At 72.5% G+C, this 13,455-nt stretch carries 13 protein-coding genes and 2 tRNA genes; 11 read left to right on the forward strand and 4 right to left on the reverse strand.

All coding sequences use genetic code 11. The features are described from left to right. The first annotated feature begins 593 nt into the window (after positions 1–593). The 3 genes from AFM16_RS14855 (at position 594) to AFM16_RS14865 (ending at position 1,978) form a co-directional block, all read left to right on the forward strand. Positions 594–962, forward strand: coding sequence for a DUF8844 domain-containing protein (locus tag AFM16_RS14855; RefSeq protein WP_030780050.1), 369 nt, complete (start codon positions 594–596; stop codon positions 960–962). A gap of 367 nt (positions 963–1,329) precedes the next feature. Continuing rightward, positions 1,330–1,914, forward strand: coding sequence for a bifunctional DNA primase/polymerase (locus AFM16_RS14860; RefSeq protein ID WP_030780052.1), 585 nt, complete (start codon positions 1,330–1,332; stop codon positions 1,912–1,914). Then, a tRNA-Lys gene (locus tag AFM16_RS14865) sits at positions 1,905–1,978 on the forward strand. Before AFM16_RS14860 ends, AFM16_RS14865 begins: the two co-directional genes overlap by 10 nt. 71 nt (positions 1,979–2,049) lie before the next feature. On the opposite strand, the gene AFM16_RS14870 is transcribed toward AFM16_RS14865, so the two are convergent. Beyond that, a complete protein-coding gene (locus AFM16_RS14870) occupies positions 2,050–3,321 on the reverse strand; it encodes a M6 family metalloprotease domain-containing protein (RefSeq protein WP_078633603.1) in 1,272 nt (423 codons plus the stop codon). Between the two features lie 317 nt (positions 3,322–3,638). On the opposite strand from AFM16_RS14870, the gene AFM16_RS14875 reads away from it, so the two are divergent. Then, on the forward strand, positions 3,639–5,510 hold the full coding sequence (locus AFM16_RS14875; protein WP_078633604.1) for a putative bifunctional diguanylate cyclase/phosphodiesterase: 1,872 nt from the start codon (positions 3,639–3,641) through the stop codon (positions 5,508–5,510). On the opposite strand, the gene AFM16_RS14880 is transcribed toward AFM16_RS14875, so the two are convergent. After that, positions 5,489–6,652, reverse strand: a complete 1,164-nt coding sequence (locus AFM16_RS14880; protein ID WP_078633605.1) for an LLM class flavin-dependent oxidoreductase — start codon at positions 6,650–6,652, stop codon at positions 5,489–5,491. The genes AFM16_RS14875 and AFM16_RS14880 overlap by 22 nt on opposite strands. A gap of 97 nt (positions 6,653–6,749) precedes the next feature. Then, a complete protein-coding gene (locus tag AFM16_RS14885; RefSeq protein ID WP_078633606.1) occupies positions 6,750–7,493 on the reverse strand; it encodes a decarboxylase in 744 nt (247 codons plus the stop codon). 170 nt (positions 7,494–7,663) lie between these two features. Here AFM16_RS14885 and AFM16_RS14890 point away from each other — a divergent pair, with 170 nt between their 5' ends. From AFM16_RS14890 to AFM16_RS14920, 7 genes are all read left to right on the forward strand, one after another. Further along, positions 7,664–8,614, forward strand: a complete 951-nt coding sequence (locus AFM16_RS14890) for a D-2-hydroxyacid dehydrogenase (protein ID WP_078633607.1) — start codon at positions 7,664–7,666, stop codon at positions 8,612–8,614. 187 nt (positions 8,615–8,801) lie between these two features. Beyond that, positions 8,802–9,638, forward strand: coding sequence for an ectoine/hydroxyectoine ABC transporter substrate-binding protein EhuB (gene ehuB, locus AFM16_RS14895; protein WP_245177975.1), 837 nt, complete (start codon positions 8,802–8,804; stop codon positions 9,636–9,638). Beyond that, the gene (gene ehuC, locus AFM16_RS14900; protein ID WP_051780038.1) at positions 9,635–10,279 is read left to right on the forward strand and encodes an ectoine/hydroxyectoine ABC transporter permease subunit EhuC; all 645 of its coding nucleotides are present in this window, start codon (positions 9,635–9,637) and stop codon (positions 10,277–10,279) included. The genes ehuB and ehuC overlap by 4 nt, the downstream gene beginning before the upstream one ends. Then, positions 10,276–10,926, forward strand: coding sequence for an ectoine/hydroxyectoine ABC transporter permease subunit EhuD (gene ehuD / locus AFM16_RS14905; protein WP_030780074.1), 651 nt, complete (start codon positions 10,276–10,278; stop codon positions 10,924–10,926). Before ehuC ends, ehuD begins: the two co-directional genes overlap by 4 nt. Continuing rightward, positions 10,916–11,647 carry an ectoine/hydroxyectoine ABC transporter ATP-binding protein EhuA gene (gene ehuA / locus AFM16_RS14910; RefSeq protein WP_030780077.1) on the forward strand — a complete coding sequence of 244 codons (732 nt, stop codon included), beginning with the start codon at positions 10,916–10,918 and terminating at the stop codon, positions 11,645–11,647. Before ehuD ends, ehuA begins: the two co-directional genes overlap by 11 nt. Positions 11,648–11,860: 213 nt before the next feature. After that, the gene (locus tag AFM16_RS14915; RefSeq protein WP_078633609.1) at positions 11,861–12,619 is read left to right on the forward strand and encodes an IclR family transcriptional regulator; all 759 of its coding nucleotides are present in this window, start codon (positions 11,861–11,863) and stop codon (positions 12,617–12,619) included. 100 nt (positions 12,620–12,719) lie between these two features. Then, positions 12,720–12,793, forward strand: a tRNA-Lys gene (locus tag AFM16_RS14920). Between the two features lie 55 nt (positions 12,794–12,848). Here AFM16_RS14920 and AFM16_RS14925 read toward each other — a convergent pair. After that, positions 12,849–13,310, reverse strand: a complete 462-nt coding sequence (locus tag AFM16_RS14925) for a DUF3592 domain-containing protein (protein ID WP_078633610.1) — start codon at positions 13,308–13,310, stop codon at positions 12,849–12,851. Positions 13,311–13,455: the final 145 nt, after the last annotated feature.

Raw genomic sequence — 13,455 nt, forward strand, 5'->3', positions numbered from 1 at the left:
ACGTCCGCCCCCCGTTCGGCGTGGGTCGCGCGCCTGAGCGTGATTGCTCTGAGAAACAGATAAGCGGACCGGAACGCCCGATCGTGCAGCCCTCCGGCCACGAGTTTTCAAGGACCCTCGCCCGATGGCGTCCGGCGCACTTCTCGACGGATTTGCAGTCGCGTAACGCCATGGATCGCCACCTCGCACGCCGCCGCGCCACCCCGCACAAGCTGGCGATCCGCTGATTCGTAGACGGTTCAACGAAAATTTGCGGGAAGGCGCAATTTCGCGTGCAGTTGCAAGAGGTGACACAGGTCACTCAAATAGCGGCGGCGCGACGCCCACACCCCTTCAATACCTGCACAAAAACTGCGCGGCGAGCCGCCTTGACCCGCCCTGTCGAGCGGCCCGTGCGCGGGCGCGCACCACCTCGTCACGCTCCCCGGGGAACATCGCGTGGCCTGAAAGCCTTGAGTGGCGGGGGCCCTGGGAAGCCTTGGACGAGCGGGCCCCGGAAGCCCCACCGACAGAACGTGGAGCCGAGGGCCTCTTGCGGGGCCGGGGGACAATGGAAGGTGGTCCGCATTCGCAGCGCACGAGGAGGAGAAGACATGGCGGAGCCCACGCCGCGTCGGCACGAACCGCGGCTACGCCCCGCGCCCCTGCTCTTCGAGCCGGCGGAGGCGGCCGGTGATCCGGAGCACTTCTTCGACCTGGAGTCGATAGACGACCCCGGCGCGCTGCTGACGCGCGCGACGGAGCTGACGGTGGCGTTCCGGGCGGCCGCCGACCGGGCGGTGGAGTTCCAGGCGATGGCGGCGGCGCAGCTCGCCGATCCGCGCCGCTTCGACCGGCTGACGCCCGCGGACATCGCCGAGCGGGCCGAGTGGACCGAGGACTACGCGAAGAAGATGGTCGAGTTCGGCCGGGACCTGCTGCGCGGCGACGCCGAGAGCCGGGGGCATCTCGACCCCCTGTAGACCACCGGACCGTGGGGCACGATCCTGTGGGGCCACGATCCGTGGGCCACGTCCCGTGGGGGCCGCGATCCGTGGGGCCACGACCCATGAGGTCACGACCCGAGAGGCACCATCCGTCGGGCACGATCCAGGGGGCCACGTCCTGTGGGGGCCACGTCCCGTGGGGCCGCGATCTGTGGGGCCACGACCCGTGGGGCCCGCGATCCGTGAGGCCGCGACCCGAGAGGCACCATCCGTCGCGCGCGCGAGCCGCGCAGCCCCGTCTGGCATATGCCGGGCGGGCAAGATACCCGCTCCCCCTCCCCCCTGTCCCGGCTTTGCGCAACTCTCGGAAGCCGGGTGCTCACCCCCGGTACACCTGTCGGTCATGAGCAGCGCTTGTGTGACCGCGGACGGGGCCGCCTGGCTGGCCTCCGCCGGAACCTACCCGCGCAGCACCCTCGCCCTGTGGGACGAGCGGCCGGACGCCCCGGTGGTGCTGCCGTGCGGTTCCGTCTTCGACGTCGTCAGCGTGCCGGCGGTGTTCGGGCGGCTGATGCTGGACCGGCTGTGGGGCGACGGGCCGGGTTCCGGGCCGGTGGCGGTGTTCCGCGGCCGGACCCTGCTGTTCGCCGCGCCGGGCACCGCCCAGCGGCTGCCGTCGCTGCTGCGCTGGGAGGAGTACGACCGCAAGGGCGCGATCCCGCCATTGCTGTGCCACGGCACCGGCGACGCGGTGACCGTGCCCTCGGTGCGCGACGCCGCCCCGCCGGTCTCCCCCACCTGCCCCGCCGCCCCCGCCCTGTCGGGCACCCGCTGGCTGGTCGCCCCGGACACCCGCCAGCCCTGGCTGCCGGGCCCCGAGATCCTGCTCTGGGCGGCCGTCCGGGCGGCCCGCGCGGCGGTGCGTATTTCGATTTTTCCTCCCCAGGATCAGGATGCTAAGGTCTACGACGTCAGCAGGCGCCGCTAGCTCAGTTGGTTAGAGCAGCTGACTCTTAATCAGCGGGTCCGGGGTTCGAGTCCCTGGCGGCGCACAGACAGCGAAAGGCCCCTCGTGGAAGCGAGGGGCCTTTCGCATGCCCGCGCACCTGTCGCACGCCCTCACTCACACGTGCGCCGGCGTGATCCGTACCGTCCACGCCCCCGCCGCCGTACGGCTCTGCACCTCCACCCGGACGCCGCCCGCGCCGGGGATCGTGAAGGTCTCCCCCACCCCGACCGGGGCGTCCGCGAGGGGCGGGTAGACGGACGACTCCCAGCACGCCTCCGTGCGGGGGTGGGCGTCGACGACCTCCACCGGACCCCGGCCGGACTGGGCGTCGCTGCTGACCCGGTAGACGAGGATGCCGGCCCGGCAGACCTGCCGGTCGTTGCCCACGGGCTCACGCGCCTCGAAGGCCAGCACACTGCGCGGGCCCGTGCGGACCACGGCCAGCTTGGTGCCGTGGCCGAGACCGAAGGCGGGCGAGCCGGAGGCCCGGGTGACCGGCACGCCCGGCCCCGCGCCCAGCGGCTCCAGGGTCAGCCGGGCCGGACCGGGACCGCCCACGCACACCACCTGGCGGGGTTCCAGCCAGCCCAGCTTCCACTTGTGCCAGCCGAACAGGTCCGGCGCCAGCCCGAACTGACTGCCCATCAGATCCCAGTCACCGACATGGGTGTCCCAGTCGCCCTTGCCGTCGGCCGGGCGCCGGTACAGGTCGGGCAGGTCGAAGACGTGCCCGGTCTCGTGGGCGAGGACCAGCCGGTCCGGCGGATGCTTCTCGAAGACGGTGACGACCCGCCGGATGTCCGTGCCGTCGGCGCGCAGCGGGACGTCCAGGTTGACGACCTTCGTGGCGTCCGAGTCGACGCCGGGCGCGTCCGGGTCGGCGACGAAGTAGACGATGTCGTAGCGGGAGAAGTCCACGCGGGGGTCGGCGGCGGCGAGCGCGTCGCGCAGATAGGCGGCCCGGTGTCCGGGGCTCCAGTCGCGCTGTATGGCGTAGGCGGTGGACGGCTTCGGCATCCGGATCCAGCGCTTCAGCGGGTGGGCGCGCAGGGTGAACCGGCCGTAGGACGCCTGCCGGAAGAAGCGGCTGGTGGCGGGGAAGTGGTCGGCGGCCAGTTCGGCCGGGGAGACGGTCGGGACCCGGTCCGGGAAGGACAGGAAGACCATCACGGCGTCGAGGGAACGGGCGGGGCGCGGGTAGGCGGTGTTCCAGGTGTCGAGGCCCTCGGAGTGGTGGGCGGCGGTGCGCTTCAGGGCGCAGGGGGCGGTCGCGAAGGGTTCGGCGACCGAGGGGCCGCTGAACAGGGAGGTCGCGACGAGCGCCGACAGGGTGGTGGCCATGGCCGCGGTGCTGCGCAGTCGGGGGCGCGGGAAGAGTCGCGGCACGTCGGACCTCCGGGAGCGGTTCGCGGGACACCGCCACCCAGCCTGTGTGAATTTGTCGTACTACGCCCTGTTTGTCTGCCCCAGAAGAGTGAGGCGGGCGAAAGCGGGCATCACTTCCGACACCCCCGGTCTTCTCACGGAACGTCACATGCGGTCAGGGGTCCGCAGAACCGGTCCGGCTACGGGCAGAAACGATCTGTCAGAACCGTGGGTCGTTACGGGACACTGGACAGTGGCTGCGCGGGTCCGGGGGCAGCCTCTATGATCGGCACACTTTCCTGCGCGGACAGAGATCGAGTGCACTGCGGGAGCGAGCGGTGAGCGGAACGTCCGAAGGGCCGACGCCCGCGGCAGACCTCGACCGGTCAGCCGTCACAGAGAGTGACAACGAGACTGCCACTGGTACGGGAGGCGCGCGGGGAGCACCGGAGGCGGGAAAGACGAAGAGGGCGAACGGCGCGGCCTACCGGTCCGTCTTCGCGACCGCCCCGCTCGCCATGGCGCTCGTGGACCGCGAGGGCGCGGTGGTCGACGCCAACGACGCGCTCGGCGAGCTGCTCGGTGCCGCGACGGCCGCTCTGGCCGGGCGGGTCGCCGCCGATCTGCTGGACCTCGCCTCCGACGCCCGCACCTGGCACGCCTACCGTGAGGTACTGGGCGGCCGGCAGGCCCGGCTGCGCTGCACCCGGCGGCTCAAGCACCCCGACGGGCGCACCCTGTGGGCCCGGATCACCGTCTCCCCGCTGGACGACCGCACGCCCGGTGTGCTGCTGTCGGTGGCCGACATCAGCGCCCGCCGTGATCTCCAGGCGCGGCTGCGGCACCTCCAGATGCACGATCCGGTGACCCGGCTGCCCAACCGCACACTGTTCTTCGAGCGGGTGACGGCGGCGCTGGAGGCGGAGTCGTACGAACAGGGCGGGACCGGCCGGATCGGCCTGTGCTATCTGGACCTGGACGGCTTCAAGGCGGTCAACGACACCCTCGGCCACCGGGTCGGCGACCGGTTGCTGGCCGCCGTCGCCGAGCGGCTGACGGAGTGCGCCAAGGAGGCCGGCCGCAACCGGCCGAGCGTACCGCTGGTGGCCCGGCTCGGCGGGGACGAGTTCGCGCTGCTGGTGGAGGACTCCACCGGCACCGAGCAGCTCGCCGACCTCGCCGAGTCCGTACTGAAGGCGCTCCAGGCGCCGTTCGACCTGACCGGGCAGCGGATCAACGTCTCCGCGTCGATCGGGGTCGTCGAACGGCACGCGGCCGGCACCACCGCGACCGGGCTGATGCAGGCCGCCGACACCACGCTGTACTGGGCGAAGGTGGACGGCAAGGACCGCTGGACGCTGTTCGACCCGGAGCGCAACGCCCATCTGATGACCCGCCAGGCGCTCGCCTCGACCCTGCGGCCCGCCATCGAGCGCGGTGAGTTCCGGCTCGACTACCAGCCGCTGGTGGGCATGGCGGACGGCCGGCTGCGCGGGGTGGAGGCCCTGGTGCGCTGGGACCACCCCCGGTTCGGACTGCTGCCGCCGAATCGGTTCGTCGCCCTCGCCGAGGAGGACGGCTCGATCGTGCCGCTCGGCCGCTGGGTTCTGGCCACCGCCTGCCGGCAGGCCCGCCGCTGGCAGCTCGACAACCCGGACGAGCCGCCGCTGTTCGTCAGCGTCAACGTGGCGGTCCGTCAGGTCTGGGACTCCGATCTGGTCGCGGACGTGGCGGAGATCCTCGCGGAGACGGGGCTGCCCCCGCATCTGCTCCAGCTCGAACTGACCGAGTCGGCCGTGATGGGCTCGGCGGGCCGCCCGCTCCAGGCCCTCCAGGCGCTCAGCGACATGGGCGTGCACATCGCCATCGACGACTTCGGGACCGGCTACTCCAACCTCGCCTACCTCAGCCGGCTGCCGGTGTCGGTGCTCAAGCTCGACGGGTCGTTCGTGCGCGGTTTCCAGTACGAGGGGACGGGCGCCGCGCCGAACCCGGCCGACGAGGTGGTCGTCGCGGCGATGATCGACCTCGCCCACCGGCTCGGACTGACCGTCACCGCCGAGTGCGTGGAGACCTCCGCGCAGGCCACCCGGCTGCGCAGCATCGGCTGCGACACCGGACAGGGCTGGCTGTACTCCCGTCCGGTGCCGCCGGACCGCATCTCCGAACTGCTGCTGGGCGCGGCGCCCTACGCGGTCGGCAACCCGTAGGCGTCGGCGACGAGTTCGTAGGAGCGCAGCCTCAACTCGCCCCGGTGGGCGTGGCTGGTGAGCATCAGCTCGTCGGCGCCGGTGCGCTTGTGGAGGTCGTCGAGACCGGAGCGGACCTCGTCGGCGGTGCCGTGGACGATGTTCGCCGCCCAGGAGTCGACGAACTCCCGCTCCAGCTCGGTGAACACATGGGCCTCGGTCTCCTCCGGGGAGGGGAACAGCCCCGGGCGTCCGGTGCGCAGCCGGACCATGTTGAGGCCGGTCGCCAGCACCTGGCGGCGGGCCTCGCGCGCGTCGTCGGCGGCCAGCACGGAGACCCCGATCAGGGCGTACGGCTCGGCGAGCGCCGCGGAGGGCCGGAAGGACTCCCGGTACAGGTCGAGCGCCGGGATCGTGTTCTGCGCGGAGAAGTGGTGCGCGAAGGCGAAGGGCAGCCCGAGCAGTCCGGCCAGACGGGCGCTGAAACCGGAGGAGCCGAGCAGCCAGACCGGCGGGCGGTGCCGGGACTGCACCCCGCCCGGGGCGGTCGCCTGCACCGGTCCCGGCACGGCGTGGATCCGGGCGTAGGGGTGGCCGGCGGGGAAGTCGTCGTCCAGGAACCGGGTCAGCTCGGCGAGTTGCTCGGGGAAGTCGTCAGCGCCCTCGGGCGGTCCGTCGGCGCGGCGCAGGGCGGCGGCGGTCGCCCCGTCGGTGCCGGGGGCGCGGCCCAGGCCCAGGTCGACGCGGTGCGGGGCGAGCGCCTCCAGGGTGCCGAACTGCTCCGCGATGACCAGAGGGGCGTGGTTGGGCAGCATGACGCCGCCCGAGCCGAGCCGGATGCGCTCGGTGTGGGCGGCGAGATGGGCGAGGATCACCGCGGGCGAGGAGGAGGCGACACCGGGCATCGAGTGGTGCTCGGCGACCCAGTAGCGGTGGAAGCCGCGGGACTCGGTGAACCGGGCCAGGTCGACGCTGGTGCGCAGGGCGTCGGTGGCGGTGTGTCCGGAGCCGACGGTGACCAGGTCGAGGACGGACAGGGGCGCGGGCGCGGTGCCGTGCGCGGTGCCGCGGATCCCGTCCGCCGCGGTCTCGTCCGTCGCGGGACCGTCTGCCGCGGGGCCGTCCGTCGCGGTCGCGTCCGCCGCCGTCTCGTCTGCCGCCACGGGGTCCTCCTGCTCTCGGGGCCTACGGTGTCCAACGCGCCGTAACAGGAGGGTGTCCCCGTTTATTCCCGCGAGCCCCGTGCCGTCCCCCGGTGTCTCACACCTGCACGATCGGCTCCCGGGTGAACAGCGCCCCCAGTTCCGGCGCGTGCACCCGCCGGTCGGTCAGCCGCAGCGCCTCCCAGACGGCGACCTGGCTCGCGGTGAGCACCGGCTTGCCCAGCGCGGCCTCCAGGGCGGGCAGATGCGCGGCCGTGGACAGGTCGGGGTCGGGGAGCAGCACCGCCCGGGCCCGGGGATCGTCGGCGGCCCGCGCGAGGGCGAGCAGGGCGGCCTCCTCGTCCCCGCCTGCCTCCTCGTCCCCCTCGGCCGTCTCGCCCCCGTCGGCCGTCTCGCCCCCGTCGGCCGTCTCGCCCCCGCCTGCCGCCCCCGCCGGGCCGGCACCCGTGTCCCCCACGACCTCAAGTCCCCCCGCCCGCAGGAACTCCGCGAAGCGGGCCGTCTCCTGCGGTGTGCCGGACGCGCTCACCGCGACCGTCGTCGCGTCGATCTCCCGGGCCGCGCGCACGAACGCGAAGGGCGTGGACGAGGCCGGGGTCCCGGCGGTCGTGGCCAGGTCGCGCAGCCGGTTCCGGGCGGTGTCCGGGTCCGGGGCGACGCCCTCGTCCGCGCAGACCCACACGACGGCCTCCACACCCGCGAGGCGCAGTTGCTCCACGCCCTCGGCCGGCCGGTCCGTGCGGACCAGGTCGAGCCGGATGTCGCTGCCCAGAAGCTGCTCGATACGGGGGTAGTCGTCCGCGGCCGAGGGGCCCGGGGAGAGGAATCCGAGTGCGGTCATGTCCAGCCTTCCTGCTGCTGCTCTTGTTTCCGGCAGTACCCGGGTACCCAGCCGACGCGGCGCACCGCGCCCCGCACGTCACCTGTCCGGCCGTCAGGCCCTGTCACGGCGTGTTGACGGCGCCGGGCCGGGCTGCGAGCGTGGTCGGCCCTGGTCACGAAAGGCTCCGGATGGCCGTCGTCCCCACGCTCCTCGTCCTCGACGCCGATCCCCTCCCCCGGCTCGGCCGGCTCACCGGCCGGGTGCGGGTGCTCCACGCCGACGGCACCACCCTCGCCGCCCGGCTGCCGGAGGCCGACGCGCTGCTGGTGTGGGACGCCGCCTCGGACGCCGTACGGGCCGCCTGGCCGGGTGAGGGGCCGCGGCCGGGCTGGGTGCACACGGCGAGCGCGGGCGCGGAGCGGGTGCTGTGCCCGGAACTGGCCGCGTCCGACACGGTGGTGACGACCGCGCGCGGTCTCTTCGAGGAGCCGGTCGCCGAGTACGTGGCCGCCCTGGTCCTGGCGATGGCGAAGGACCTGCCCGGCACCTGGGAGGCGCAGCGGCGCGGCGAGTGGCGGCCCCGGGAGACCCCGCGGGTGGCCGGCGGCCGGGCCGTGGTCGTCGGGTCGGGACCGGTCGGCCGGGCGGTCGCCCGGTCCCTCAAGGCGCTCGGTCTGACCACCGCGCTCGTCGGACGGGTCGCGCGCACCGGCATCCACGGCCCCGACGACCTCGACCGGCTGCTCGCCCGCGCCGACTGGGTGATCGCGGCCGCGCCGCTCACCGAGCGGACGGCCGGCATGTTCGACGTGCGGCGGTTCGGGGTGATGCAGCCCTCGGCACGGTTCGTGAACGTCGGCCGGGGCGGGCTGGTCGTGGAGGACGCCCTGGTCCGGGCGGTGCGCAGCCGCTGGATCGCGGGCGCCGCGGTGGACGTCGCGGCCACCGAGCCGCTGCCGCCGGACAGCCCGTTGTGGCGGGTGCCGGGCCTGCTGGTGTCCCCGCACATGGGCGGCACCGCGGTCGGCCGGCACGACGAACTCGGCGCGCAGTTCGTGGACCTGTTCGAGCGGTGGGCGGCGGGACGGCCGCTGAAGAACGTCGTCGACAAGGCGCTGGGGTACGTGCCCGGCCGGTGACGGACGTGCTCCTCCTCCCCACACTCCCCTCACAGAACGCCCCCGCATAACCGGCCGGCACCCGGGTAGCCGCGCCGCCATGGCTCGACCCACCGGACATCCCAGAGACCGCAGAGACCCCAGAGACCCCATATCCGCCACGACCCGCCCACCCGCCACCACCACCCGCCGATCGCTGCTCGCGGGGGTGGCGGCGCTCGGCGCGGCGGGGGCGGTGGGCTGCTCCCGGGTGGCGACCGCCTCCTCCGACGGCGGTGACCTGCTGGAGCGGCTGCGGGCGGCCGGAGTCGTCCGGCTCGGCATCGCCGGCGAGATCCCGTTCGGCTACATCGACCGGGACGGGCGGCTCACCGGCGAGGCGCCCGAGCTGGGCCGGGTGATCTTCAAGCGGCTCGGGGTGGACCGGGTGCAGCCCGTGCCCACCGAGTTCGGCTCGCTCGTACCGGGCCTGAACTCCCAGCAGTTCGACGTCGTGGCGGCCGGTATGTACGTCAATCCGGACCGCTGCGCGCAGGTGATCTTCGCCGACCCGGACTACCAGATGCTGGACGCGTTCATCGTCCGCAAGGGCAACCCGATGGGGCTGCGCGACTACCGGGACGTGGTGGCGAAAAAGGCCCGGTTCGCGACCGGCACCGGGTACGCCGAGATCCAGTACGCCGTGGAGGCGGGGTATCCGGAGAAGGACATCCTGATCGTGCCGGACCAGGTCGCCGGGCTGAACGCGGTGGAGGCCGGCCGGGCCGACGTGTTCGCCGGGACGGCCCTGACCGCCCGCGAGGTCGTGAAGAAGTCGGCGAAGGCCGAGGCGACGAAGCCGTTCACCCCGCTCGTCGACGGCCGACCGCACGTCGACGGCGGCGCGTTCGCGTTCCGGCCGACCGAGACCCGGCTGCGGGACGCCTTCAACACCGAGCTGCACAAGCTGAAGAAGAGCGGCGAACTGTTCCGGATCCTGCGGCCCTTCGGGTTCACCGAGGCCGAGATGACGGACCTGACCGCGAAGGAGCTGTGCGGCGGATGACGACAGGACTCTGGGAGCTGGTGCTCACCGGGGTCTGGACGACCGTCCAGCTCCTGGTGCTCAGCGCGCTGCTCGGCGCCGCCGTGGCCTTCGTGGCCGGGATCGGGCGCGTCCACCGGTGGTGGGCGGTCCGCTTCCTCGCGGGCTTCTACACCGAGGTGTTCCGCGGGACCTCGGCCCTCGTGATGATCTTCTGGGTGTTCTTCGTGCTGCCGCCCGCCTTCGGCTGGCAGCTCGTCCCGCTGTGGGCGGGCACCCTGGCCCTCGGCCTGACCTACGGGGCGTACGGCGCGGAGATCGTGCGCGGCGCGCTGCTCGCCGTCGACCCGGCGCAGAACGAGGGCGGGATCGCGCTCGGCTTCACCCCCGGCCAGCGGCTGCGCCGGATCCTGCTGCCGCAGGCGGTGCCGGAGATGATCCCGCCGTTCTCGAACCTCCTGGTCGAGCTGCTCAAGGGCACCGCGCTGGTGTCGGTGATGGGCATGGGCGACCTGGCGTTCAGCGGCAACCTGGTGCGCCTCGCGCTCCAGGAGAGCGCCGAGATCTACACGTACGTGCTGCTCATCTACTTCGTGATCGCGTTCCTGCTCACCCGGCTGATGCGCGGTCTGGAGACACGGCTGAAGGCGGGGCTGCGATGAACTGGGACTGGGACGCCGTACGCGACTTCATGCCCCTCTTCCGGGACGGGCTCGTCGTCACGCTCCAGGCGCTGGCCGTCGGGTCGCTGATCGCGTTCACGCTGGGCCTGGTGTGGGCGCTGCTGATGCGGGCGCCGACCCGGTGGGTGCGCTGGCCGGTGGGGACCGTCACCGAGTTCGTCCGGGACACCCCGCTGCTGGTGCAGTTGTTCTTCCTCTTCTACGTGCTGCCGGAGTGGGGGCTGACCCTGTCCGCGATGACCACCGGTGTGATGGCGATCGGGCTGCACTACTCGACGTACACCATGCAGGTCTACCGGGCCGGTATCGAGGGCGTGCCGCCGGGGCAGTGGGAGGCGGCGATCGCGCTGAACCTGTCGAGGGCGCGGACCTGGCGTGCGGTGATCCTGCCGCAGGCGGTCCGCAGGGTGGTGCCGGCGCTCGGCAACTACGTCATCGCCATGCTCAAGGACACGCCGATGCTGATGGCGATCACCGTGCTGGAGATGCTCGGCCGGGCGCGGCTGTTCTCGCAGGCGAGCTTCCGGTTCACCGAGCCCCTCACCGTGATCGGCGTGGCCTTCATCGTCATCTCCTTCCTCGCCTCCGTCCTTCTGCGCACCCTGGAGCGTCGCCTTGTCCGTTGAATTCACCCGTGTCACCAAGCGTTTCGGGGACCAGACGGTCCTCGACGGTCTGGACTTCTCCGTGAAGCCCGGCGAGCACGTCACCCTCATCGGCCCGTCCGGGTCCGGGAAGACGACCATCCTGCGGATGCTGATGACCCTCACGAAGCCCGACGAGGGGACGATCACCGTCGACGGGGAGGCGCTGTTCCCGGCGCCGGAGCGGCAGGTCCGGACGGTGCGCCGGAAGATCGGGATGGTGTTCCAGCAGTTCAACCTGTTCCCGAACATGAGCGTGCTCAGAAACCTCACCGAGGCGCCGACCACGGTCCTCGGGCTGTCGAAGGACGAGGCGGAGGAGCGGGCCCGCGAACTGCTGGAACTGGTCGGGCTGTCCGACAAGTGCGACGCGCGGCCGTCCCGGCTGTCGGGCGGCCAGCAGCAGCGGGTGGCGATCGCGCGGGCGCTGGCGATGCGGCCGCAGGTGCTGCTGCTCGACGAGGTGACCTCGGCCCTCGACCCCGAACTGGTCGCGGGGGTGCTGGATCTGCTCAGGGACATCGCGCGCAGCACCGACATCACGATGCTCTGTGTGACCCACGAGATGAATTTCGCCCGAGACATATCGGATCACGTACTGATGTTCGACGCGGGGCGGATCGTGGAGTCGGGTCCGCCGGAGAAGATCTTCAACGATCCGGAGGAGGAGCGGACCCGGGAGTTCCTGGGCGCGGTGCTCTGAGAGTCCCAGCTCCCGGCGACGGGAGATGCCCCGGGCATATGCCAGCGGGCCGGTTCCGCAGTTGAGAGGTCCCGGACAGGAACGGATTCTCGTCAACAACCCCTCCGCACGGGCCCCTTGGCCGTTATCGTGGAAATGATTCGCCAGCAAGGATCACAGTCAGGATCACGCCGGAACAGGATCAGGCCGGAAAGCGACCAGGGGGGACCCACCGTGGCGCTCAAGCACGAGCCGACCGCGCCCTACCACTCGGCTCAGGAAGCCCTGCGCGTGCTGGAGACGGTGGCACGGCACACCACCGGCGTCACGGCCGGCGAGCTGGCCCGCAGGACCGGCCTCGGCGCGGACCGGCTGACGCCCCTGCTGCGCATGCTCCGCCGCGAGGGCTACGTCGAGCAGGTCGCCGACGGCGCCTATGTCACCGGCGCCGCGCTCGCCCGCCTGGGCTCCGCCGAGGGACACCGGCAGGCCCTGCGCGAGACCGTCCAGCACACCCTGGACCGGCTGCGGGACTCGATCGGCGCCGCCGTCTACGTCAGCCGGTACGTGGACGGCGAGATCACCGTCGACCAGTACGCCGCGGGCCCCGCCACCCCGGCCGTCAACGAGTGGTTCGACTTCCGCTCCTCCGCGCACGCCACCGCGCTCGGCAAGAGCCTGCTCGGCCAGCTCGACCACAACGGCCGGCGCGACCATCTCTCCCGGTACAAGATGGCGCGCCTGACCTCGCGCACCATCACCAGCGACAAACTGCTGCTGTCCCGGCTGGAGGCGCAGCCGCCCACGGTCCCGGTGCTCGACCTCCAGGAGTACGCGGTGGGCACGGTCTGCGCGGCCGTCCCGATCACCGCCGGCTCCTCGGTGGGCTGCCTGGCCCTCTCCCTGCCCGTCGCCCACGCCCACCGTCTGCGCCAGGCCGCCGACGCCCTGAACAGGAACGCGACCCCGGTGCTGCTCTCCCTCGCCATCTGAGGCGGTGCCCGGCGATGGTCGGCGGTGGTCGGAAGCACCCGCGCGGACCAGGTAGTATTTTCTCTGTCGTCGGCCGCGGAACGCGGACGGCGGGAGTCATGCGCCGCTAGCTCAGTTGGTTAGAGCAGCTGACTCTTAATCAGCGGGTCCGGGGTTCGAGTCCCTGGCGGCGCACAGAAGAAGGGCCCCTCGTGGATCACGAGGGGCCCTTCGGCATACCGGCGCCGCGTCACGGCATGAGCTTGTCGACCTCGCCGATGACCAGGTGCGCGGTGACCAGGAAGACGACGCAGAACGCGATGAAGCCGCCGAGGAAGACCAGCACGCACCCCGACTCGGCGAACAGCCTCCCGGGCGCGGGCCGCCTGGCCGTCGCGTGCTCGGGGTTCTCCGCCGTGTAGTGGACGGTGACGACGTCCCCTTCGAGGATCGTGCCCGGCCCGCCCGTCTCCTCGAAGCGCACGGCACGGCCGTCCCGGGTGGCGAACTCGTAGACGTGGTGCAGGGTCGTGCGCACCATCCTGTCGCCGCCGCCGCTGGTCGTCGTGTACGTGCGCAGACAGCGCGCCTCGGCGGTCAGGCCGCTGTTCCAGGCCCGGCTGACCCGCCGGGACCGGTTGACGACCGCGTACACGCCCACGAGCGCGAAGGCGATCATGAGCAACGGCACGACGGTGAACACTGCTTCCACGGTTTCCCCCCGAGACACCCCCGCGCGGCCTGGCCGGCCGGCGTGCAGGGACCGTACCCAACCCGCCCGGGGGTCCGCCTCAAGGGAAGCTCAGAAGTCCGGCGCGCACCGGAGGATCCGTGGGCGCCGTGCGCGGGTGGGGTCC

This window comes from Streptomyces antibioticus (assembly GCF_002019855.1).
In the GTDB taxonomy this organism is placed as follows: domain Bacteria; phylum Actinomycetota; class Actinomycetes; order Streptomycetales; family Streptomycetaceae; genus Streptomyces; species Streptomyces antibioticus_B.